23 protein-coding genes, 1 tRNA gene and 1 pseudogene are annotated in these 20,188 nt (G+C 69.1%); 14 read left to right on the top strand and 11 right to left on the bottom strand.

Features of this window, described 5'->3' with window-relative positions; translation table 11 throughout:
- Both ETD86_RS22040 and ETD86_RS22035 read right to left on the bottom strand, forming a co-directional pair.
- A complete protein-coding gene (locus ETD86_RS22040) occupies positions 1 to 633 on the bottom strand; it encodes a class II aldolase/adducin family protein (RefSeq protein ID WP_138668047.1) in 633 nt (210 codons plus the stop codon).
- Between the two features lie 80 nt (positions 634 to 713).
- Positions 714 to 1,298, bottom strand: coding sequence for a TetR/AcrR family transcriptional regulator (locus tag ETD86_RS22035; RefSeq protein WP_138668046.1), 585 nt, complete (start codon positions 1,296 to 1,298; stop codon positions 714 to 716).
- 47 nt (positions 1,299 to 1,345) lie between these two features.
- On the opposite strand from ETD86_RS22035, the gene ETD86_RS22030 reads away from it, so the two are divergent.
- The 10 genes from ETD86_RS22030 (at position 1,346) to ETD86_RS21990 (ending at position 9,601) form a co-directional block, all read left to right on the top strand.
- Positions 1,346 to 2,263: a carbohydrate kinase family protein gene (locus ETD86_RS22030; protein WP_138668045.1), complete on the top strand. Its 918-nt coding sequence runs from the start codon at positions 1,346 to 1,348 to the stop codon at positions 2,261 to 2,263.
- Positions 2,260 to 3,474 carry an aminotransferase class III-fold pyridoxal phosphate-dependent enzyme gene (locus ETD86_RS22025; RefSeq protein ID WP_138668044.1) on the top strand — a complete coding sequence of 405 codons (1,215 nt, stop codon included), beginning with the start codon at positions 2,260 to 2,262 and terminating at the stop codon, positions 3,472 to 3,474. Before ETD86_RS22030 ends, ETD86_RS22025 begins: the two co-directional genes overlap by 4 nt.
- Positions 3,475 to 3,545: 71 nt before the next feature.
- Complete coding sequence (locus ETD86_RS55335; protein ID WP_170223202.1) at positions 3,546 to 3,704, top strand: hypothetical protein; 159 nt, start codon at positions 3,546 to 3,548, stop codon at positions 3,702 to 3,704.
- Positions 3,705 to 3,914: 210 nt separating this feature from the next.
- Entirely contained in the window at positions 3,915 to 5,360 is a 1,446-nt protein-coding gene (gene ngcE / locus ETD86_RS22020) for an N-acetylglucosamine/diacetylchitobiose ABC transporter substrate-binding protein (protein WP_138668043.1), read from the top strand.
- Between the two features lie 4 nt (positions 5,361 to 5,364).
- Positions 5,365 to 6,279, top strand: a complete 915-nt coding sequence (locus tag ETD86_RS22015) for a carbohydrate ABC transporter permease (RefSeq protein WP_138668042.1) — start codon at positions 5,365 to 5,367, stop codon at positions 6,277 to 6,279.
- Positions 6,280 to 7,143, top strand: a complete 864-nt coding sequence (locus tag ETD86_RS22010) for a carbohydrate ABC transporter permease (protein WP_138668041.1) — start codon at positions 6,280 to 6,282, stop codon at positions 7,141 to 7,143.
- 9 nt (positions 7,144 to 7,152) lie between these two features.
- Positions 7,153 to 7,428, top strand: a complete 276-nt coding sequence (locus tag ETD86_RS22005; protein WP_138668040.1) for a 4a-hydroxytetrahydrobiopterin dehydratase — start codon at positions 7,153 to 7,155, stop codon at positions 7,426 to 7,428.
- A 103-nt stretch (positions 7,429 to 7,531) separates the two neighbouring features.
- Positions 7,532 to 8,092, top strand: a complete 561-nt coding sequence (locus ETD86_RS22000) for a superoxide dismutase family protein (RefSeq protein WP_138668039.1) — start codon at positions 7,532 to 7,534, stop codon at positions 8,090 to 8,092.
- A 73-nt stretch (positions 8,093 to 8,165) separates the two neighbouring features.
- On the top strand, positions 8,166 to 9,275 hold the full coding sequence (locus ETD86_RS21995) for a low temperature requirement protein A (RefSeq protein WP_138668038.1): 1,110 nt from the start codon (positions 8,166 to 8,168) through the stop codon (positions 9,273 to 9,275).
- The gene (locus ETD86_RS21990; protein WP_138668037.1) at positions 9,272 to 9,601 is read left to right on the top strand and encodes a nuclear transport factor 2 family protein; all 330 of its coding nucleotides are present in this window, start codon (positions 9,272 to 9,274) and stop codon (positions 9,599 to 9,601) included. Before ETD86_RS21995 ends, ETD86_RS21990 begins: the two co-directional genes overlap by 4 nt.
- Here the strand turns inward: ETD86_RS21990 and ETD86_RS21985 are convergent.
- The 3 genes from ETD86_RS21985 to ETD86_RS21975 all read right to left on the bottom strand — a co-directional run bounded on the left by ETD86_RS21985 (position 9,594) and on the right by ETD86_RS21975 (position 11,042).
- Entirely contained in the window at positions 9,594 to 9,788 is a 195-nt protein-coding gene (locus ETD86_RS21985) for a hypothetical protein (protein ID WP_211370224.1), read from the bottom strand. The two genes, ETD86_RS21990 and ETD86_RS21985, sit on opposite strands and share 8 nt — an antisense overlap.
- Positions 9,785 to 10,105 carry a MarR family transcriptional regulator gene (locus ETD86_RS21980; protein ID WP_138668036.1) on the bottom strand — a complete coding sequence of 107 codons (321 nt, stop codon included), beginning with the start codon at positions 10,103 to 10,105 and terminating at the stop codon, positions 9,785 to 9,787. The genes ETD86_RS21985 and ETD86_RS21980 overlap by 4 nt, the downstream gene beginning before the upstream one ends.
- Positions 10,106 to 10,220: 115 nt before the next feature.
- Positions 10,221 to 11,042, bottom strand: a complete 822-nt coding sequence (locus ETD86_RS21975) for a spermidine synthase (RefSeq protein WP_138668035.1) — start codon at positions 11,040 to 11,042, stop codon at positions 10,221 to 10,223.
- A 70-nt stretch (positions 11,043 to 11,112) separates the two neighbouring features.
- Between ETD86_RS21975 and ETD86_RS21970 the strand changes: the two genes are divergently transcribed.
- The 3 genes from ETD86_RS21970 (at position 11,113) to lat (ending at position 14,668) form a co-directional block, all read left to right on the top strand.
- Positions 11,113 to 12,627: a penicillin-binding transpeptidase domain-containing protein gene (locus tag ETD86_RS21970; RefSeq protein ID WP_211370222.1), complete on the top strand. Its 1,515-nt coding sequence runs from the start codon at positions 11,113 to 11,115 to the stop codon at positions 12,625 to 12,627.
- A gap of 20 nt (positions 12,628 to 12,647) precedes the next feature.
- Positions 12,648 to 13,295 carry a PAQR family membrane homeostasis protein TrhA gene (gene trhA / locus ETD86_RS21965; protein WP_170223200.1) on the top strand — a complete coding sequence of 216 codons (648 nt, stop codon included), beginning with the start codon at positions 12,648 to 12,650 and terminating at the stop codon, positions 13,293 to 13,295.
- Between the two features lie 98 nt (positions 13,296 to 13,393).
- The gene (gene lat, locus ETD86_RS21960) at positions 13,394 to 14,668 is read left to right on the top strand and encodes an L-lysine 6-transaminase (RefSeq protein ID WP_138668033.1); all 1,275 of its coding nucleotides are present in this window, start codon (positions 13,394 to 13,396) and stop codon (positions 14,666 to 14,668) included.
- Here lat and ETD86_RS21955 read toward each other — a convergent pair.
- The 6 genes and pseudogenes from ETD86_RS21955 to ETD86_RS21925 form a co-directional block, all read right to left on the bottom strand.
- Positions 14,658 to 15,878 (bottom strand): annotated as a pseudogene (locus tag ETD86_RS21955) (NAD(P)/FAD-dependent oxidoreductase). The gene lat and the pseudogene ETD86_RS21955 sit on opposite strands and share 11 nt — an antisense overlap.
- A gap of 222 nt (positions 15,879 to 16,100) precedes the next feature.
- A complete protein-coding gene (locus ETD86_RS21945; protein WP_138668030.1) occupies positions 16,101 to 16,325 on the bottom strand; it encodes a helix-turn-helix domain-containing protein in 225 nt (74 codons plus the stop codon).
- 159 nt (positions 16,326 to 16,484) lie between these two features.
- Positions 16,485 to 16,560: transfer RNA gene (locus ETD86_RS21940), tRNA-His, on the bottom strand.
- Positions 16,561 to 16,664: 104 nt separating this feature from the next.
- Positions 16,665 to 17,258 carry an oligoribonuclease gene (gene orn, locus ETD86_RS21935; protein WP_138668029.1) on the bottom strand — a complete coding sequence of 198 codons (594 nt, stop codon included), beginning with the start codon at positions 17,256 to 17,258 and terminating at the stop codon, positions 16,665 to 16,667.
- A gap of 68 nt (positions 17,259 to 17,326) precedes the next feature.
- Entirely contained in the window at positions 17,327 to 18,439 is a 1,113-nt protein-coding gene (locus tag ETD86_RS21930) for a DUF2510 domain-containing protein (protein WP_170223198.1), read from the bottom strand.
- A gap of 49 nt (positions 18,440 to 18,488) precedes the next feature.
- Positions 18,489 to 19,922 (bottom strand): protein kinase family protein, encoded by a 1,434-nt coding sequence (locus tag ETD86_RS21925; protein ID WP_138668027.1) that lies wholly within the window; start codon positions 19,920 to 19,922, stop codon positions 18,489 to 18,491.
- A 70-nt stretch (positions 19,923 to 19,992) separates the two neighbouring features.
- Here ETD86_RS21925 and ETD86_RS57100 point away from each other — a divergent pair.
- A partial coding sequence (locus ETD86_RS57100; RefSeq protein WP_211370221.1) for a hypothetical protein occupies positions 19,993 to 20,188 on the top strand: 196 nt, incomplete at its 3' end.

Raw genomic sequence — 20,188 nt, 5'->3', positions numbered from 1 at the left:
CTAACGCCGGGGGAACTGCGGTGGGTTGCAGGCGCGCTCGACCACCGCGGCCAGCTGCTCATCCGTCAGGATGGTCGGCTTGCCCACGCCGAGGCCGCGGACGTAGACCTCGCAGAGCCACTCGAGCAGCCGGGTGGCCTCGAACGCCTCCTCCAGCGTCGCCCCGATGGTCACCCCGCCGTGGTTGGCCATCAGGGCGGCCCGCTTGCCCGTCAGCGCCGCCCGCACGTTGGCGGCCAGCTCAGGGGTGCCGTACGTGGCGTACTCGGCGACCCTGACCACGCCGCCCAGCAGCAGCGCGTTGTAGTGCACCGGCGGCAGCTCGGTCATCGTGGTCGCCACGACGGTGCCGAACACCGAGTGCGTGTGCACGATGGCCTGCGCGTCGGTGGTCTCGTAGACGGCGAGATGCATGGGCGTCTCACTCGACGGCTGCAGCTCGCCTTCCACCAGGTAGCCCTCGACGTCCACGATCGGGCACATCTCGGGGGTGAGCCGGTCGAGCGCCGCCCCCGACGGCGTCACCGCGACCAGGTCGCCCTGGCGCACGCTCAGGTTGCCCGAGGTGCCGATGACCAGACCGAGCTCGACGGCGCGCCGGCCGTACTCGCACAGCTGCTCGCGGAGGCTCATATGGTGGGAATGTAGTCGGTCGTCCGAAATACAGCAATCACCCTGCTCATGGCACTCCCTCGCCAGGCGGCGGCGTGCCCTCACAGCCGGTCGAGTTGCTGCAGCATGAGCCGCTCCAGGTCGACGCGGGTCAGCCGGCCCGGGTAGAGCAGCAGGTGCAGGCTCAGGCCGTCGACCAGGGCGAGCAGGTGCTCGGTCAGGTCGTCGAGGTTGTCGTCCGCACGCAGCTCGCCGGCCGCGCGGGCCTGACCGAGCAGCTCGCGTACGGCGGCCCGAAGCTCGGCCGCCTCAGTCCGCTGCACCTCGGCCAGCCGCTCCGAGGCCAGGCTTCGGCTCCAGAAGCTCACCTCCAGCCGGGTCTCCTGGGTTCGCTCGGCGTCCAGCGGCAGGTTGTCCAGCAGCAGCTCGCGCAGGGCCGCAAGCCCTGTCACGCCCTCCACCTTGCGCGCCAGCCGCGCCCTGATGCGCTGGTGCGACTCGCGCAGCGCCGACAGCAGGATCTCGTCCTTGTCGGCGAAGTAGTGCGCCAGCACGCCGTTGGAGTACCCGGCCTCCTTGGCGATGGCCCTGGTCGTGGCGGCGTCGATGCCGTCCCTGACGATCACCCGGCGGGCCGCCGACAACAGCTCGCGCCTGCGCTCGTCATGATCGACGATCTTCGGCATCCGTCGCCTCCATTGACTTTTTATTCGGACGTCTGTCTATTTAGACTATGACCGTTGCCACCGTCGGCGTCCACATCGTCGACATCCTCGCCAGGCCCATCGATCACATTCCCGAGGGCCAGGACACCGTGCTGGTCGACCAGGTCCGCCTCACCGCCGCGGGCGCCGCCGCGGGCACGGCGGTCGACCTGGTCAAGCTGGGCAACGACGTGGTCACGATGGGCGCCATCGGTGACGACGAGCTCGGCGACTTCCTGCTGATGGTGCTGGCCAAACGGGGAGTGGACACCTCGTGCCTGGTCCGCAGGACGGGGGAGCAGACGGCCGCCTCGATCCTGCCCATCCGGCCCGACGGCGGTCGGCCCAGCTTCCACGTGCCGGGCGCGAACCTCTCCGTGACCTACGCCGACCTGGACGCCGCCGTGCTGCGCGGCGCGCGGGCGATCCACCTGGGCGGGATGGACGTCACGTTCGGCCTGGGGGATCCGGCGTTCTTCGCCCTCCTGGACGAGGTACGAGCGGCCGGAACCCTCGTCACCATGGACCTCCTGTCGGAGATGGCCGACTTACTGGGCATGGCCCGCGCCTTCCTCCCCCACGTGGACTACGTCCTGCCGAACGAGTCCCAGGCCCTCCTCATGACCGGAGCCACGGACGTCGAGAGCGCGGCCGCGACCCTGCTGGCCGACGGACCGCGCGGCGTCCTCGTCACCCTCGGCGAGGAAGGCAGCCTGGTGGTCACCTCCGAGGGAGCCGAGCGGGTGCCCGCGCTCAAGACGGACGTGGTGGACACGACAGGTTGCGGCGACGCGTACTGCGCGGGCTTCCTCACCGGCCTGCTCCACGATCAGGACGTCCTGACGGCCGCCCGGTGGGGCACGGCCGCCGCCGCCCGCGTCGCCACCGGCCTCGGCTCGGACGCCGGCCTCACCGACCTCGACTCGACCCTAAGGATGCTCACGTGAACGACGCCGAACTCCGCCGGCGGGCCGCGAAGGTCGTCCCCGGCGGCATGTACGGGCACCTCAACGCCGCCCTCTTCGCCCCCGGCTTCCCGCAGTTCTTCGAGCGCGGCGAAGGGTGCCGGCAGTGGGACGTGGACGGCCGCGAGTACATCGACTTCATGTGCAGCTGGGGACCCATCGTGCTCGGGCACCGGCATCCGCGCGTGGAAGAGGCCGCCGCCCGCCAGGCCGCACTCGGCGACTGCCTCAACGGCCCCGGCGCGATCATGGTGGAGCTGGCCGAGCTGCTCGTCGACACCGTCCCCAGCGCCGACTGGGCGATGTTCTCCAAGAACGGCACCGACGCCACCACGCAGGCATTGATGGTCGCCAGGGCCGCCACCGGCCGGACCAAGGTGCTGATGGCCCACGGCGCCTATCACGGGGCCGACCCCTGGTGCACGCCCTCCCTGGCGGGCACGACGCCGAACGAGCGGGCCGACCTGGTCGAGTTCACCTACAACTCCCTTGAGTCGCTGGAGGCCGCGGCGGCCACCGTGGAGGGCGACGTGGCGGCGATCATCGTGACGCCGTTCAAGCACGACTCGTTCGAGGACCAGGAGCTGGTCGAGCCGGCCTTCGCCCGCGGCGCCCGCGCCCTGGCCGATCGGCTGGGGGCGGCACTGGTGATCGACGACGTGCGGGCCGGTTTCCGTATCGACCTGCGCGGCTCCTGGGAGCCTTACGGGGTGCGCCCGGACTTGACCGCCTGGTCCAAGGCCATGGCGAACGGCTACCCGATCGCCGCCGTCACCGGCACCGACGCGCTGCGCGGGCCGGCGCAGACGTTGTACTCGACGGGCTCGTTCTGGTTCTCGGCGGTCGCGATGGCGGCGGCCAAGGCCACCATCGAGACGTTGCGCGACACGGACGGCATCGCCACCATGGGACGCGCGGGCACGCTCCTGCGCGAGGGACTGAACGAGCAGGCCAAGTCCCACGGCTTCGTGGTGAACCAGACGGGGCCGGTCACGATCCCGTGGCTCAGCTTCGACGGCGACGCCGACCTGTCCGTCGCCATGTACTGGAGCGACGCCTGCCTGCGGCACGGCGTCTACCTGCACCCGTGGCACAACTGGTTCATGTCGGCCGCGCACACGGACGACGACGTCGCGAAGGCATTGGAGGGCACCGACCAGGCCTTCGCCGAGACCCGGGCCCACTTCGGCTGAGGACTCTCGTGTAATGCGACCGGCATTCCGGACATGGGGTGAGTGTCAATGACCCCAAGTTAGGAGACCGGATGGGAGCCGATCCCGAGAGCCGGTTCGAGGAGATCTACGGATCCTCGTACGGACCGCTGCTGGGGTACGCGTTACGCCGCTGCGCGGACCCCGACGTGCCGCCGGACTCGCTGCCCAAGTCCACGGCCCCGGATCCGCGCGGCTGGTGGGAGGACTGATGCTCACGAGCAGCGGGCCGCCTTGGTGAAGTCCGTGTGCTCTTGCCCTCTTCGCCCAGGTAGACGATGCTGTCGTCTGCCCCCAGGTCACGGGCATGACGCGAGGGGTCACGGCCGGGTCACGGCTCGATTGCGGCCCTTGACGCAGGTCGGCGGCCGTTCGTACCTTCGGGCAAACGTTAGGAAACTTTCCTAATTCTGGAGCCCCCAATGACCCACCCGGGCGAGATCACACGGCGCCAACTGCTCCGCCGCATCGGCATGACCGCGTTCGTGGCCGGCCCCGGCGCGGGCCTGCTGAGCGCCTGCGCCACCGCCGGCACGGGCGGCGATCCCACGGCCGCACCAGCGACCTCGATCGCCGCCTCCGCCGACCCGAAGAACCCCTTCGGGGTCGACGCGAAGAAACCGCTCGAAGTGGTCATCTTCAGCGGCGGGTACGGCGACGCGTACGCGAAGGACCTGCACGAGGAGCTCTACAAGAAGGCGTTCCCCGGTGTGACGATCAAGCACACCGCCACCCAGCAGATCGGCACCCAGCTCCGCCCCCGATTCATCGGCGACGACGCGCCCGACGTGCTCAACAACTCCGGCCCCGAGGCGATGGACCTGGTCGCGCTGGCCGCCGAGGGCCACCTGGCGGACCTTACCCCGCTGTTCGACGCCCCGTCGGTGGACGAGCCCGCCAAGAAGGTCCGCGACACCGTCACGCCCGCCGTGCTCGACAACGCCAAGATCGACGGAAAGGACCTGGTGCTGAACTACAGCGTGTCCCACCGCGCGCTCTGGTACAACGCCAAACTGTTCGAGTCCAGGGGATGGGCGGTCCCGAAGACGTGGGCCGAGTTCACGGCCCTGGGGGAGGCGGCGAAGAAGGACGGCATCCTGCTCTTCGCCTACCCCGGCCAGAAGGGCCCGTACTACCAGCTCTGGAACGTGCTCTACACCGCCGCCAAGATCGGTGGCAACCAGATCATCCTCGACATCGACAACCTGGTGGACAACGCCTGGAACGCCGAGCCCGTGAAGCAGGCGGTCACGGTGTGGGCCGACGTTCAGGCGAAATATGGCGACAAGGCATACTTTGGCCTCGACCACACGCAGACCCAGATCAAGCACCTGCAGAACGAGCTGCTGTTCTACCCGGTCGGGTCCTGGATCGAGAACGAGATGACCAAGGACATCCCGCTGGACTTCCAATACGCCATCGCCCCCATTCCTGACGTCACGGCCGCCGACAAGATGCCGTACGGCGCCATCCAGGTCGGCGTCGGCGAGAACTTCGTCGTCGCCGCCAAGGGCAAGAACCCCCAGGGCGGCCTCGAGTACCTGCGCATCATGCTCTCCAAGGAAGGCGCGCGGGGCTTCACCGAGAAGACCAAGAACCTCACGGTGGTGAACGGCGCCGCCGAGGGCGTGGACCTGCCCGCCGGACTGATCAGCGCGGCCAAGGCGCAGGACGCGGCCGGCGAGAACATCATCACCGACGCCCGCTTCGAAGGCTGGTACAAGGAGCTCTTCGACTACGGCACCGAGCAGATCAACGTGGTCATGGCCGGGCGGATCACCCCGGAGAAGTTCTGCGCCAACATGCAGAAGAAGGCCGACGCCATCAAGAAGGACGACTCCGTCGCCAAGCAGACGCGGAGCCAATAGCACGATGGAGCGGTTGCGCAGGTACGGGTTCGTCGCCGGATTCCTCGTCGTCCCCGTCGTCCTCTATTCGGTCTTCGTCATCAGCCCCTACATCCAGGCGTTCCAGCTCTCCCTGACGAGCTGGAACGGATATTCCTCGGTCGTGCGTTACGTGGGGCTGGACAACTTCGGCCGGTTGTTCGAGGACGAGGTGTTCTGGCGGGCCCTGCGCAATCACGGGATCCTTCTGCTCGTCCTGCCGATCGTCACCATCGTCATCGCGCTCTTCCTGTCGTTCCTGCTGAACCTGGGCGGCGGCACGCGTGGCGCGGGCATGAGAGGCGTCTGGGGGTCGAAGTTCTACCGGGTGGTGTACTTCTTCCCCCAGGTGCTCGCCGTGGCCGTGGTCGGGGTGTTGTTCCAGGCCGTCTACCGGCCGGACGAGGACGGCGTGCTCAACGGGGTGCTCGGCCGGCTCGGCGTCGATCCCGTCGGCTGGCTCACCGAGCCCGGGCTCGCCCTCTGGTCGATCATCGCGGTGATGGTCTGGCAGGCCGTCGGGTTCTACGTCGTGCTCTTCTCCGCGGGAATGGCCGCCATTCCCCGGGACTATTTCGAGGCCGCGGCGCTCGACGGCGCCGGGCGCGCGCGGTTGTTCTTCTCGATCACGCTGCCGCTGCTGCGCGACACCGTCCAGGTGGGCTGGATCTACCTCGGCATCGCCGCCTTCGACGGGTTCGCGCTGATCCAGGTGCTGGCGGGGGACAAGGGCGAGCCCGACGGCGCCACGACCATCCTGCCCGTCACCATCTACAAGACGGCCTTCGCCTACAACAAGGTCGGGTACGCCTGCGCGATGGGCGTGGCCCTGTTCTTCCTGACCGTGACGTTCGCCGTGCTGACCCTGCGCACGACCCGGCGCGAAAGGATTGAGCTGTAAATGTCGCGAGGGAGTGCGCGGGATATCGGCCGGCCGCGGCCCAGTGTGCTCAGTGGGCTGTCGCACGTGGCGCTGGCGGTCTGGGCATTGCTGATCTTCGCGCCGCTGGCGTGGACGTTCCTGGCGTCGTTCAAGACCAACACCGAGATCTTCGGCGACCCGCTGCAGTTGCCCGGCGCCCTGCGGCTCGACTCGTGGGGCCGGGCCTGGGGTAAGGCGCATATCGGGCAGTACATGCTCAACACGGTCGTCGTCGTGTTCTTCGGGACGGCCGGGACGATGTTGTTCGGGTCGATGGCGGCATATGTGCTGGCGCGCTATCGGTTCGTGGGCAACAAGCTGATTTATTACTACTTCGTGGCCGGTCTGGCGTTTCCGGTCTTCCTGGCGCTGGGGCCGCTCTTCTTCGTCGTCAAGCAGTTCGGCCTGCTGAACTCACATGTCGGCCTGGTGCTGGTGTACATCGCCTATTCGCTGCCGTTCACGGTGTTCTTCTTGGCGGCATTTTTCCGGACATTGCCGGATGCCGTCGCCGAGGCAGCCCTCATCGACGGCGCCTCGCACACCCGGACGTTCTTCCAGATCATGGTCCCCATGGCCAAGCCCGGCCTGATCAGCATCACGATCTTCAACGTGCTCGGCCAGTGGAACCAGTATCTGCTGCCTCTCGTGCTCCTCGCCGGCGACCCGGACAAATGGGTGCTGACTCAAGGCATCGCCAAGATCTCCACCTTGGCCGGGTACGAGGCGGACTGGCCGGGCCTGTTCGCCGCCCTCAGCATGACGATCCTGCCGGTAATGATCGTCTACATCATCTTCCAGCGTCAGATCCAGTCCGGGCTCGGCTCGGGTGCGCTCAAATAGGGTGCTGTCATGGACGTCGAGAGCAAGCTCAAAACCCTGCCGGAGTGGCGGCGGGAAGGCGACGAGATCCGGCGCACGGTCACCGCGCCCGACTTCCCCACCGCCATCCGCATCGTCGACGAGATCGCGGTCAAGGCCGAGGAGCTCAACCACCATCCCGACATCGACATCCGGTGGCGCACGCTGCATCTGGCGCTCACCACCCACGACCAGGGTGGCCTCACCGACCTCGACTTCACTCTGGCCGCCGTCATCGACGAGATCGCGGCGGAACACGGCGCTTGAAAGACTCCGCACGGAATACTCGCTGTAGTGGACTGATTACTCGTTAGAGTGGGTGCTCTCTCGGAGCCCGTCAGCCGTAGGGCTCGGACTATGGGGAGTTCTCATGCGTGTGCCCGCATTCCTACTCATCCTGCTCGCCGCAGCCGGCGTCGGCGCCTGCGCGGGCCCGTCCGCCCCGTTGCAGAACGCCCCCGCGCGGGGCGCGTCCCCGGACGGCCAGGTCACGCTGTCCGGCGCCGGCGACTTCACACCGGCCGACACCGACGCCATCGTCTACGACCGCAAGCTGGTGCCGGAAGGCGCCCAGGCCAGCGTCAGCGTCGAGTCCTCCGGCGGCCAGACCCGCACCTCGCTCGTCGTCGAGGGCCTTCTGCCCAGCCGCACGTACGGCGCCCACCTGCACACCAAGCCGTGCGGCAAGAAGCCCAACGACTCGGGGCCGCACTACCAGCACCACGCGGGCAAGATCGACCCGGTCAGTGAGGTCTGGCTGGACATCACCACCGACGGCGAGGGCACGGGTCGCTCCTCCGCCCGCAACGACTGGGTGCTGGCCCCTGACCGCCTGCCCGGCTCGCTCGTGATCCACGCCAAGCCCACGGTCACCAGCGGCCCTCAGGCCGGTCAGGCAGGTGACCGAGTCGCCTGCCTGACCCTGAGCTGAAGGCGAAACGATGCCCTGAGCACCGGCGGAAGAGGGCATACTTACACAATTACATAACGGAGGTTGAAGAGCAGTGACCAGCAGCCGCCAGTGGCAGCCACCCCGATTAAGGCTCTTCGAGGAGGCGCACCGCCGCGCCACCTGGCTGGAGCTGCTCTACGACCTCGTCTTCGTCGTGGCGGTCGCGGAGCTGGCCGCCGTGCTCGCCGGCGGCAACGATCTCGGCCGGATCCTCACCTTCGTGGGATTGTTCGTGCCGGTCTGGTGGGCATGGGCCGGATACGTCTTCTACGCCAACAGGTTCGACACCGACGACGTCAGCCACCGGCTGCTCGCGCTGCCCCAGATCCTCGCGGTCGCGACCATGGCCGCCAGCGTGGGCGACATCGAGCAGCGTTCCGCCCTTTTCGCGATCGCGTACGCGGTGGCCCGGGTGCTGCTCATCGTGGCCTACGCCCGCGCCGGCCGCCACGTGCCCGAGGCGCGGCCGCTGGCCACCCGCTACGCCGCCGGGTTCGCCGTGGCCGTGGTCCTCTGGCTGGCCTCGCTCGCCGTCGAGCCGCCCGCGCGCTACTGGTTCTGGGCCGCCGCCATCGTCATCGACCTGGCCACGCCGCTGCTGGCGCGCCGCTACCAGGGCAGGCTGCCCCCGCAGACCGAGCACCTGCCCGAACGTTTCGGCCTGTTCGTGGTGATCGTGCTCGGCGAGGTGGTCGCCGCGGTCGTCATCGGGCTCAAGGGCCACGACGTCACGCCGGGCACGCTGCTGATCGCCCTGGCCGGCGTGGCCATCGCGATGGGCTTCTGGTGGCTCTACTTCGGCCACCTCGACGAGTCCGTCGTCCTGCGCACCCGGCTGGCCGGGCAGGTGTGGGTCTACTCGCACCTGCCGCTGTCGCTGGGGCTGGTGGCGTTCGGGATCGGCATCGAGCACACGATCGCGCACCCGTCCAGCACGAGCTGGTCCGTCGGGGTGCCCACCGCTCTGGTGCTCGCCATGATCGGGGTGCAGCACCTGTGCTCGCGCGACCGCCGCGCCGCCGCCATCCGCTTCGGCGCCGCCGTGCTCGCCCTCGCCACGTCCGCGCTGCCCACCGCGGCGGCGCTCCCGCTCATCCTCTTGTACGCGGCCGCGCAGGTGGCCTACGACCTGCTCCGCCCACGACCGGAAGGCGCCGCATGACCACCAAGGACCTGTTCGACCGGCAGCTGGCCGCCATCGCCGGCCAGGACCTCGAAGGCCTCCTGGCCCAATACCACGACGACGCCACGGTGATCCGCTTCGACCGCGTCGCCAGGGGCCCCGCCGAGATCAAGGAGTTGTTCACGGCGTATCTGTCGGCGAAGCCCCAGGTCGAGGAGATTCTCTCGCTGCAGGTGACCGAGGACGTGATCTTCTACAACGCGGTGATGACGATCGGCGGCAACCGCGTCACCACGTACGGCACCCTCGTGGTGAAGGACGGCAGTATCTGGCGCCAGACGGCCGCCGCGCTCCCGGTCACCTGATCACGGACGCCATCGGCTGCCACGGCGCGGCGTCGAAGATCAGCAGGATCTCGCTGATCTTCCCGCCGCGCAGCCGGAAGTGCTCCGCCGTGCGCTGGGTGCCCGCCGGGGTCGCCGTGTGCACGTCGTAGACCAGCGTGGCCTCCGCGTCGCCGTACAGCTCGCTGATCAGGTCCAACCCCGTCACCACCCCCAGGAACGCCTCCAGCCCGGCCAGATGTCCGGCAGGGTCGCCGGAGGAGATGAACGGGCTGCGGAAGCTGCCCGGCCCTCCGCCGTGATCTGCGCCAGCACCGACCGCCTGTCCCGCCGATCGGGCACCCGCCGCACCAGCCCGTCCCGCTCCAGCGTGTCCACCAGGCCCGTGACGTTCCTGGAGCTCACGCCCGCCGACTGGGCCAGCTCCCCGATGCTGACGCCTCCGCCTTCCGCCGTGCTCAGGCGCAACAGGATGTCCATCGCCCCGGAGCTGAGCCCGCGACCCTCGCTGCCGTGGGCCCGCATGCGCTCGACGGCCTGAAAAGCGGTGCGGACGGCGGCCGCGGCCTCGAGTCCAGATATCGCACGCCAGCCGTACGTGCATGTGTCCGGACACGGACCAGGAATTCGGGGACGCGGCCTACCCGAAGACGGCCGGCGGGGGGACGGGGGCCAGGACGGAGTCGCCGTCCTTGATGGGGTACGCCCCGGCGATGAAGTTCGTCAGCGCCTCCCCGTGCACGCACCTGGCCTGGGTCAGGCCGCCTGCCGCCCGCCGAGTGAGCAGGTCCACCGGCAGTTCCGTCCGTGAGGCGGCCACGATGAGGTTGCCGAAGCGGCGCCCCCGCATGATGCCCGGCTCCGCCAGCAACGCCACATGGCGGAACGTGGAGGTCGCCGTGGCCAGCAGGCGTCTCGCGAAGGCCAGGCCCTTGCCGTCCGCCAGGTTGATCAGCAGGGTGCCGTCCGGGCGGAGCACCCGGGCGATGTCGCCCATGTACTCGATCGTGGCCAGCTCCACCGGCATCGTCGCCCCGGTGAACGCGTCCAGCACCAGCAGGTCCGCCGAACCGTCCCACACCTTGGCGGTGCCCTCGCGGCCGCCTTCCACGATGATCTTCAGCCGGGGCACGGAACGCAGCTCCAGCTGCTCGCGTACCAGATTGACCAGCAGGCCGTCGGGCTCGATCACGATGTGCCGGGAGCCGGGGCGGGTGGCGGCCACGTAGCGGGGGATCGTGCAGGCGCCGCCGCCGACATGGACACAGCTGAGCGGTCCGTCCTGGAGAAGGTCGATAACGTCCGCCATGAGGCGGACGTACTCGAATTCGAGGAATGTGGGATCTTTTAGATCAACATACGACTGAGGTACGCCATCCTTGGACAGCACCCAGCCGTCCTGCCTGTCCAGGTCCCGGAGGAGTTCGACCTCGCCGAACGTCACCGGATAAAGGCCAGGCATCGGTTCCCGCTGTCCACGTGTCACGCTGATCCCTCCCGGGAGAAACCGTATGCGACGCAGAAGGCTGATTGTGCTCGTTATCGCGGTTGTCGCGATAGTCGGGGCGAGCACGTTCGCGGTCTTGGCGTCCAGCCGGGTCAAGGGGAGCGCGTCGCAGACGGCGGCCGCGTACTTCGCGGCGTGGCGCAAGGGTGACATCACGGGCATGGAGCGGCTGGTCTACCAGCCGCCGCCCGACTTCGTGGCCCGGCATCGGGGGTTGTCCGATGAGCTGCGCGTCGAGTCCATCCAGCTGTCTCCGGGGCCGTTGAAGAGCGTGGGGGACGGGGCCGCCGAGGTGCCGTTCGCGGGGGTGCGGCAGCTGGCCGAGTTCGGGGCGTGGCCGTTCGACAGCACGTTGCGGCTGGCCGTGCGCGACCGGGTGTGGAAGGTGTTATGGGCGCCCGAGACGCTCCACCCGCTGCTGAAGGACGGGGGGAGGCTTGAGCTGAGCGAGATCGACATGGCGGCGGCCGAGCTCGTCACGAGGGAGCGACTCCCGATCCCCAACGACAGCTACGCCGAGGCGTACCTCGAACCGCTCAAACCCGAGTTCGCCGAGGCCAACCAGGGCTGGGAGCTGGTGCTGAAGGCGCCGGGGCAGCCCGACCGGCCGCTGCTCAGCAAGCAGCCCGAGGCGAACGTCGAGCCCACGACGCTGTCGCGGCCGGTCCAGGCGGCGGCCGCCAGGGCGCTGGACGGGGTCGAGGACTCCACGATCGTGGTCATCCAGCCGAGCACCGGTGAGATCCTGGGGCTGGCCGACCGCCTGGAGGAGGGTTACAGCGCCGTCCGGGACGTCTTCCCGCCGGGGTCCGTCTTCAAGACGATCACGGCGGCGGCGCTGCTCAAGAGCGGCCTGGAACCGTTGGCGGAGGTCCCGTGCCCCAGCGCGTACACCATCCCCGGCCATCGGACCATCATCAACGACGGCGACATGGATCGCGGGGTCGTGACCTTCACCGACGCGTTCGCCCATTCCTGCAACACGACGTTCATCGAGCAGGCCACCACCAGGCTGACCTCCAAGGACCTGGTGGACACGGCGAACGAGTGGGGATTCGGGCGGCAGATCATGACGGGCATCCGCGGGAGCTGCGGCACCGTGCCGGACACCGACGAGGTGGACCTGTTCGCCGAGAACGTGATCGGCCACGGCGAGGTCGTCACCACTCCGCTCTGCATGGCCGCGCTGGCCGCCGCCGTGCAGAACGGCACGTGGCGCTCGCCAAGGCTGCTGTCGAAGAAGCAGGTCAGCCGCATCGAGGGCACGCCGCACGAGGACGTCCCCATGGACGAGAGTGTCGTGACCGCGCTCAGGGACCTGATGACCGCCGTGGTCGACTACGGCACGGCCGCCGACGCCGGGTTGCCCGAGGGTGTGGCGGGGAAGACCGGCACGGCGGAGGTCGGCGACGACGAGGAGCCGCACGCCTGGTTCATCGGCTACCGCGACGACCTGGCCTTCTGCGTCTTCGTCCGGCACGGCGGCGCCGGTGGCGCGACCGCCGCCCCGATAGCCGCCCGCTTCCTTAATGGGCTTTAACCTACGGTACCGTAGGTTACATGACGACCATCACCGTTAAGCCCAGGCTGCGAGGCTGGTTGCACACTGGAGCGCTGCCCGTGACGCTGGTCGCCGGGTTCGTGCTGGTGGCGCTCGGCCCGACGTTGCAGGCCCGTGTGGCCTCCGCTGTCTACGCCATCACGTCGGCGTTGTTGTTCGGCATTTCCGCTACTTATCACCGCAGCACGCTCGGCCCGAAGCTGGCGGAGTTCCTGCGGAGGTTCGATCACGCCAACATCTATTTGATCATTGCGGGCACGTACACGCCGTTCGCCCTGCTGGCCCTGGACGGGGTGGCCCGGGTGGCGGTGTTGGGCATCATCTGGGGTGGTGCGCTGGCGGGCGTGCTGTTCCGGGTGTTCTGGATGAGCGCGCCGCGCTGGCTCTATACCGTGCTCTACCTGGCGCTCGGCTGGACCGCGATCTTCGTGATGCCGCAGTTGCTCGAGGGCGCGGGCGTGGCCGCCGTCGTGCTGGTGGCCGTCGGCGGCGTGTTCTACTCGGCTGGCGCCATCGTGTACGGGCTGCGCCGCCCTGATCCGGCGCCCCGCTGGTTCGGCTTCCACGAGGTGTTCCACGCGTTCACCATCGCCGCCTATCTCGTCCAGTACGTCGCGGTGTCGATCGTGGTCTACTCTCACGCATAAATAACTCCGCTTTGTGGGTAGATGTACCGTAAATTTTACGTGTGTGTCGGCGTTCCGCCGGAGGAACGTACGGCCCATCTGCCCACAGTGGAGTGGACATGGACGTACATACCCGCCTTGCCCGCCACCTGCTCGTCGACGGCTACCGTCTGGTGCTCGACCTGGAGCTGAGCCACGGCTCCTGGCTCGTCGACGCCCGCAACGGCCGCCGCTACCTCGACTTCTACACGTTCTTCGCCTCCGCCCCGCTGGGCGTGAACCCGCCGTTCGGCCCCGACTTCGTCCAGCTGCTCGGCCAGGTCGCGCGCAACAAGCCGGCCAACCCCGACATGTACACCGAGCATCTGGCCGACTTCGTCGACACCTTCGTCCGCGTGCTCGGCGACCCCGAGCTGCCGCACCTGTTCTTCGTCGAGGGCGGCGCCCTGGCCGTCGAGAACGCGCTCAAGACCGCCTTCGACTGGAAGAGCCGCCGCAACGAGGCCGAGGGCCGCTCCCGCGAGCTGGGCACCAAGGTCCTGCACCTGACGCGGGCCTTCCACGGCCGCAGCGGCTACACCATGAGCCTGACCAACACCGAGCCGGGCAAGACCGACCGGTTCCCCAGGTTCGACTGGCCGCGCATCGACGTGCCCGCCATCCACCTCGGCGACGTGGCGGCGGCCGAGGAACGTGCGCTGGCACAGGCGCGGGAGGCGTTCGTACGCTATCCGCACGACATCGCCTGCTTCATCGCCGAGCCGATCCAGGGCGAGGGCGGCGACAACCACATGCGGCCTGAGTTCCTGCAGGCCATGCAGCACATGTGCGTCGAGTACGACGCCCTCTTCATCCTCGACGAGGTCCAGACGGGCGGCGGCACGACCGGGACGCCGTGGGCGTACCAGCAGCTGGGGCTGGCCCCTGACGTGGTGGCGTTCGCCAAGAAGGTCCAGGTCGGCGGGATCATGGCGGGCCGCAGGGTCGACCAGGTCACCGACAACGTGTTCCAGCTGAGCGGCCGGATCAACTCGACGTGGGGCGGCGGTCTGGTGGACATGGTCCGCAGCCGGGGCATCCTGGAGATCATCGAACGCGACGGCCTCATCCAGCGCGCCGCCGTGCTCGGCAACGTGCTGCTCGAACGCCTCACCAAGCTGGAGGCCGAGCGTCCCGAGGCGGTGTCCGGCGTCCGGGGGCGCGGCCTGATGTGCGCGTTCGACCTGCCCGACCAGGCCGCTCGCGACGCCCTGGTGACCCGGCTCAGGGAAGAGCACGGCGTGCTCGTCCTGCCCTGCGGCCCCCGCTCGGTACGCCTGCGCCCGGCGCTCAACATCCCGGAGCCCGACCTCGACCACGGCCTGAGCGCCCTGTCGGCCGCCCTCACTGGGTGACGCTGGTGGCGGCGCGGCGCGGCCCGAAGTAACGCCAGAAGAAGTTGATCAACACGGTCACCCGGTTGCGCCCGCCCAGCAGGTACGCCACGTGAATGAAAATCCACACCAGCCACGCGGGCAGCCCTCGCATCGTCATCCCGTTGCGGGTCTGCAGCACCGCCTCGGCCTTGCCCACGGTCGCCATGATGCCCGGATCGTCATACGAGAACGCCTGTACCGGCCGCTCCCGCGCCGCCGCCAGGATCTGCCGGCCCACGTGCCGGCCCATCTGGATCGCCGGCTGGGCGAGCTGAGGCAGCGGTGCGGGTGGGCCGGCCAGGTCGCCGGCCACGAAGATCTCGGGGTGGCCGGGGACGCGCAGCTCTTCCGTGGTCGTGATCCTGCCGCCCTTGCCCTGAGGCAACCCCCAGTCGGCCACGTAGTCGGGCGCGGTGACGCCGAGCGCCCACACGGTCACGTCGCTCGGCAACCGCGTCCCGTCCGACAACACCACCGCGTCCGGCTCAACGGACGCCACCGTGGAGCCCAGATGCAGCCGCGTCCCCCGTCTGCGCAGCGCGGCCGCCGCCGCGTCCCGCAGCCGCGGCTTGTACGGCGCCAGCACGAAGTCGAACCGCTCGACCAGGCTCACGCTCGTCTGCGCGGGCTTGATCTCCGGATGGGTCAGCGGTAACGTCCGCCGCCGCAGCTCGGCCAGCGTGCCGGCCACCTCCACGCCGGTGGCGCCCGCGCCCACCACCACGACGTGGGTGCTCTCGCGCCGGCCCGCGGCCGTGTCCTCCATGGAGTGCTGCAGCCGCCGCCGCAGGGCGGCCGCGTCGTTGAGCGAGTAGATCGGCAACGCGTTCTCCCGCGCGCCCGCCACGTCGAGCCAGTTGGTCGTGACGCCGGTCGCCAGCACCAGGTAGTCGTACTCCAGCGAGCTGCCGTCGTCGAGCTCCACCCGCTGCTCACCGGCCAGCACCTTGCTCAACGCGGCCCGGCGCGCCCGCACGTTCGGCTACCTGGCGGCGAACGTGCGGATCGGGTACGACACGTCGGACGTGCCCATGCCGGCCGTGGCGACCTGGTAGAGCAGCGGCTGGAACGTCGAGTACGGGTTCCGGTCGACGAGCGTCACCAGCGCTCCGCCCTTGGCCAGTTCCCGTGTCGCCTCCAGACCCGCGAAGCCCGCCCCGACGACGACCACCCGCGTTCTGCGCGTCATGTTCATGGGACTTCTATGACACCTTGGGCCGCCGTTAAACCACAGGAGGTCGTTCGGCACGGGCGGCCCGCGGACGCGGTGTGTGTGCGGACAGGCCTATCGCCAAGCCGCGCACGACGGGGCCCCGTCAGGACGACCATGCTCCTGGCGGGCACGGCAGTCCGCCCACGGCCGCGATCGACCGGGTCCGGCTCCGGCCTCGGCGTCGGAAGGCCGCACCGGCTATTGCCGGCGGGACAACCAGAGGCCGATGGCGGTGACACGGGAGTCCACGCCAAGCTTCGCGTAGATGCGGTTGACGTGGTTCTTGACGGTCTTCTCGCTGAGGAACAGCCGTTGGGCGATCTGGCCGTTGGACTGGCCTGTGGCGATGAGGTCCATGACCTCGGCCTCGCGTTTGCTCAGGGACGTGAACACGCTATCGAACGCTGCGTCGTCGACTCTCATCCGGCCTCCGGGGGCGCGAAGACGATCAGATCGCCGAGGGCCCCCGTGCTTCCGGCGTTAGCGGTAGACAGCGAGCATAACTCGCAATGTCATGATTTGGGGACGTTGTCGGAAGAAAACGACAACAGCCGGTCCCGTCTGGGACCGGCTGTCGTGCACTGGGGTGAGTGAAGGGACTTGAACCCTCGACATCCAGGACCACAACCTGGCGCTCTGCCAACTGAGCTACACCCACCACGGCCACCGGTGTCATCGCAATCTCATGCCGACTTCTGAGATCGCCATGCATGGCGGCACAGGAAAAGTGTAGCGGGATCCAGGAGTCTTTACGCCACTCCTTTAGCCGCTGACACGCTCTGCCAGCGATCTCGCGGTCGCCGAGTCGGGTCCCGGCTGCCCCACGAAGATCGCCGCACGGTAGTAACGCAGCTCTCTGATGCTCTCCGTGATGTCGGCCAGAGCCCGGTGCCCGCCCTGCTTCTCCGGCGCGGCGAAGTAGACCCGCGGATACCAGCGCCGCACCAACTCCTTGATCGACGAGACGTCGATCATCCGGTAGTGCAGGAAGGCGTCCACCGCCGGCATGTCCCTGGCGAGGAACGTGCGGTCGGTGCCGATCGAGTTACCGCACAGCGGCGCCTTCTTCGGCTCCGGCACATGGCGGCGGATGTAGTCGAGCACGAGCGACTCCGCCTCCGACAACGTCACCCCGCTGCCCAGCTCGGGCAGCAGCCCGGAGGCGGTGTGCATCTCGCGCACCACTTGCGACATCTGCTCCAACGACTCGGGCGGCGGCTTGATGACCACGTCCACGCCCTCGTCCAGCTGATTGAGCTCGCTGTCGGTGATGACGCACGCCACCTCCACCAGAGCGTCACGCCCGAGGTCGAGTCCGGTCATCTCGCAGTCGATCCAGACCAGCAAGTCACTCATGAAATCTCCTCGCCCAGCGGCTCGGAGCAATCCGCCCGCTTGTTACCCCACCAGCCTAGTGCCACTATTCACGCGGGCTTGAGCGAGCTCAAAACCTTGCCCACCACGTCGGTGCCGAGATTGTCGGGCACAGAGACGTAGAAGATGGCCGGTCGCTCACCGGAGCCTCGATCGACGAGCACGATCGCCCCGTTCTCCTTCTTCCACTTGTAGCCCTTCTCCTCCGACACCTTGGTGAAGTCGAGCTCGAACTGCAGCAGCCACGCGTCCCGATCGCCGACCTTCATGGCCTTGTCCGCCACGATCTTGCTCTCGTGCGGCGGCCCGTAGTACTTGGTGGAGAAGTCCACGAACACGGCCTTCGCCGTATCGCCCAGGCCAGAGGCGCCGCTGTAGGGGTAGAGCTCGTTGAGCAGTCCCGAGTAGACGTTGCCGATCCAGTCGTCGTCCTCGACGAAGTCCTCCTGCGAGACGGCCTGCGCCCCCGCCGTGTACAGCTGCTGCGTCGGGCTCGGGGTCGGACTGTTGATGCGCTCGGGCACCGTCCAGCCTTCGGGCACCTGGTACGAGACCCCGGCCTGTGGGTCGGTGATCCGGCTGTCGATCGGCTGCGGCAGTTGTTCGGCGCCCTGGCTGGGCGGCGGTTGGCTGGGCGGCGGCTCGTCGGTGGGCGGCTCCTGCGACTCCGCCGTCTCCGTCGGCGACGGCAGCGCGATCTCGGTGTTGCTCCTGTTGACGAAGAAGATCCCGGCCACCACGATCAGCGCGACGACCACCAGCGCCGCCAGCCCGCCGAACACCCAGGGCAGCGGGTTGCTCTGCTTGGGCGGCGGGCCGTAACCGGGGCCGGGCAACTGCGCGCCGCCCCACTGCTGGGTGGGCGGTGTCGGCTGGCCGTAGGCGGACTGCCCGAAGATGGGCTGCCCGTACTGGAGCGTGGGGTTCGCCGGCGTCGCCGACCAGGCCGGCGGCGACTGCTGCTGCGGCCCGGAGGCGGCCTGCGGCTGAGGCGGCTGGGGCCCGGAGGCGGTCTGCGGCTGGGGCTGCTGGGGCCCGGAGGCGGGCTGCTGCGCCGGCTCCTGCGCATGGGTGGCGTCGGTCCATTGGTTGCCGTCCCACCAACGCAGCTGGGGCTCGCCGTACGGGTCCGGGTACCAGCCCGCGGGGGTCTGCGAGGTCATGTTCGCCAGATTAGTAAGAACCGCTTTGATATGCATTGCCAGACAGGCATCAACACTTGTACGTAAAGGTGGCCTTGTCCGTGCGCACCGGGCCCGGAGTCAGGATCCGCAACGTGGCGGTGGCCTTGACGTTGCTCTTGCCCGACAGCGACCACCTCAGCGGCAGCTCATAGGACGTCTCGTCGGACCTCGTGCGCAACGATCCCTTGACGACCTCGTCGTCCAGACTCTTGCGCCATTCGAAGGTGATCTCGCCGGGCGCGCCGTTGGTGACGACCTTCCCGGTGATCAGGACCTTGCTGTTGCAGCCCTGCGTCTTCTTCGGCGCCACCACGTCGATCGACTGGACCGTCAGCTCGGGTGTGCTGCCCAGCCTGAACCAGGCCAGGATCGCCCCCGCCATGATCACCGCGAAGACGGCCGTGGCCCAGATCGTCCGCCAGCGCCGCGCCCGCGAGGCTCTGGGCCGCTTGCCGCCGGGGCGGTGCACGGTGGACTCCTCGTCCCGCCCCGCCCGCCAGATCCGCTCCGCCGTGGTCTCCGGCCGCTGCACCTGCGTGCCGACGCCCGGCCCGAACTGCAGCGGCCTCGAGGATCCCTCCTTGGGCACGTGCAGGAGGGTGACGATGTCTCCCTCGTCCCTGGGCAGGGCGGGCGGTTGCGCGTACGCCCGGGGCTGTGCGAACGCCGACCTGCCGCGCGCCGCCCGCACCAGCCCCTCCCGGCTGATCGCGCCGCCGGGCAGCGCCGCCTGCTCGTTGAGCAGCGTGCTGCGCGCGGCGGCCAGGCCGAGCGTCCCGGCCATGGCCGCGACCCGTTCGAACAGCTGAGCCGCCTGCGACAAGCCGGCCTGCTGCGGGTCGGATCCGAAGGAACCCGGCCGCTGCGGACCTGAACCGGGCGAGCCCGCCTGTGGCGGGGCGGGCGCGAAGGAGGCGGCCAGCCCGCGGGCGAGCGCCGCCCAGCCGGCCGTGTCGCGCTCGGGCGGAGACACGTGGCCGCGGATCGCGTCGGTCAGGCCGCGCTCGGACAACAGGGCGACGCCCTCCGCGGTGATCACCACGGTGCCCGGGTGCACGGAGCCGTGCGTGACCCCCGCGGCGTGCAGCGCGATCAGCGTCTGGGCGGTCTCCACCAGGGCGGACGCCGCGGCCGCCGGGCCGACGGGACCGCCGGCGAGCAGGTCGGCCAGGGTCGGGCTGACCGCCTGCCCGGTGAGCAACCACACCTGGTCGCCCGCAGCCACCACGTCCGCCACCGGGATCAGGCCGGTCATCCCGCTCAGCACGAGCCGCTGGTCGGTCATGACCGCCTGCACGACGCGGTCCCGCACGCCGGGCAGGCCGATGACCCTCGGATCGAACAGCAGGGCCCCGGCTCGGCGACCGTCGGGCGAGATCGCGTCGATCCAGTTGCCCAGCTCGGTCATCCAGGTGTGTTCGGTGAGCCGGAATCCGGCGATATCGTTCGCAGGGTTGTTCATCGCCGTTGCCCCCCGGCGCTGCTAGCGCTTCCTTCTATGGCGTCCCGCCATACGGCGTTTCACCGCAAGTGTGACCGGAACCGCGCCGGACGTCATCAGGCCGAGCGCGACGAGCCCGGACTGTGCCTTGCCGACGGCGTCGATCGTGGGCTCCCCGGTCGGCACCTCGTCTCCCGGGTCCGTTTCCGTAGGGGTCGGCTCTGTGGTCGTCGGCGTTGTCGGCGGCCGCGTGGACTGGGTCGGCCGGCTGGTGGTCCGGGTCTCGG

It is taken from the genome of Nonomuraea turkmeniaca, from assembly GCF_005889735.1.
Classification (GTDB): domain Bacteria; phylum Actinomycetota; class Actinomycetes; order Streptosporangiales; family Streptosporangiaceae; genus Nonomuraea; species Nonomuraea turkmeniaca.
This window is presented reverse-complemented; position numbering and strand designations above follow the sequence as displayed.

Excerpts from the sequence above, each read along its gene's own strand:
- ETD86_RS22040 (WP_138668047.1), bottom strand. The coding sequence starts at position 633 with ATGAGCCTCCGCGAGCAGCTGTGCGAGTACGGCCGGCGCGCCGTCGAG.
- ETD86_RS22035 (WP_138668046.1), bottom strand. The coding sequence starts at position 1,298 with ATGCCGAAGATCGTCGATCATGACGAGCGCAGGCGCGAGCTGTTGTCG.
- ETD86_RS22030 (WP_138668045.1), top strand. The coding sequence starts at position 1,346 with ATGACCGTTGCCACCGTCGGCGTCCACATCGTCGACATCCTCGCCAGG.
- ETD86_RS55335 (WP_170223202.1), top strand. The coding sequence starts at position 3,546 with ATGGGAGCCGATCCCGAGAGCCGGTTCGAGGAGATCTACGGATCCTCG.
- ngcE (WP_138668043.1), top strand. The coding sequence starts at position 3,915 with ATGACCCACCCGGGCGAGATCACACGGCGCCAACTGCTCCGCCGCATC.
- ETD86_RS22015 (WP_138668042.1), top strand. The coding sequence starts at position 5,365 with ATGGAGCGGTTGCGCAGGTACGGGTTCGTCGCCGGATTCCTCGTCGTC.
- ETD86_RS22010 (WP_138668041.1), top strand. The coding sequence starts at position 6,280 with ATGTCGCGAGGGAGTGCGCGGGATATCGGCCGGCCGCGGCCCAGTGTG.
- ETD86_RS22005 (WP_138668040.1), top strand. The coding sequence starts at position 7,153 with ATGGACGTCGAGAGCAAGCTCAAAACCCTGCCGGAGTGGCGGCGGGAA.
- ETD86_RS22000 (WP_138668039.1), top strand. The coding sequence starts at position 7,532 with ATGCGTGTGCCCGCATTCCTACTCATCCTGCTCGCCGCAGCCGGCGTC.
- ETD86_RS21990 (WP_138668037.1), top strand. The coding sequence starts at position 9,272 with ATGACCACCAAGGACCTGTTCGACCGGCAGCTGGCCGCCATCGCCGGC.
- ETD86_RS21980 (WP_138668036.1), bottom strand. The coding sequence starts at position 10,105 with ATGCGGGCCCACGGCAGCGAGGGTCGCGGGCTCAGCTCCGGGGCGATG.
- ETD86_RS21975 (WP_138668035.1), bottom strand. The coding sequence starts at position 11,042 with ATGCCTGGCCTTTATCCGGTGACGTTCGGCGAGGTCGAACTCCTCCGG.
- trhA (WP_170223200.1), top strand. The coding sequence starts at position 12,648 with ATGACGACCATCACCGTTAAGCCCAGGCTGCGAGGCTGGTTGCACACT.
- lat (WP_138668033.1), top strand. The coding sequence starts at position 13,394 with ATGGACGTACATACCCGCCTTGCCCGCCACCTGCTCGTCGACGGCTAC.
- ETD86_RS21945 (WP_138668030.1), bottom strand. The coding sequence starts at position 16,325 with ATGAGAGTCGACGACGCAGCGTTCGATAGCGTGTTCACGTCCCTGAGC.
- orn (WP_138668029.1), bottom strand. The coding sequence starts at position 17,258 with ATGAGTGACTTGCTGGTCTGGATCGACTGCGAGATGACCGGACTCGAC.
- ETD86_RS21930 (WP_170223198.1), bottom strand. The coding sequence starts at position 18,439 with ATGACCTCGCAGACCCCCGCGGGCTGGTACCCGGACCCGTACGGCGAG.
- ETD86_RS21925 (WP_138668027.1), bottom strand. The coding sequence starts at position 19,922 with ATGAACAACCCTGCGAACGATATCGCCGGATTCCGGCTCACCGAACAC.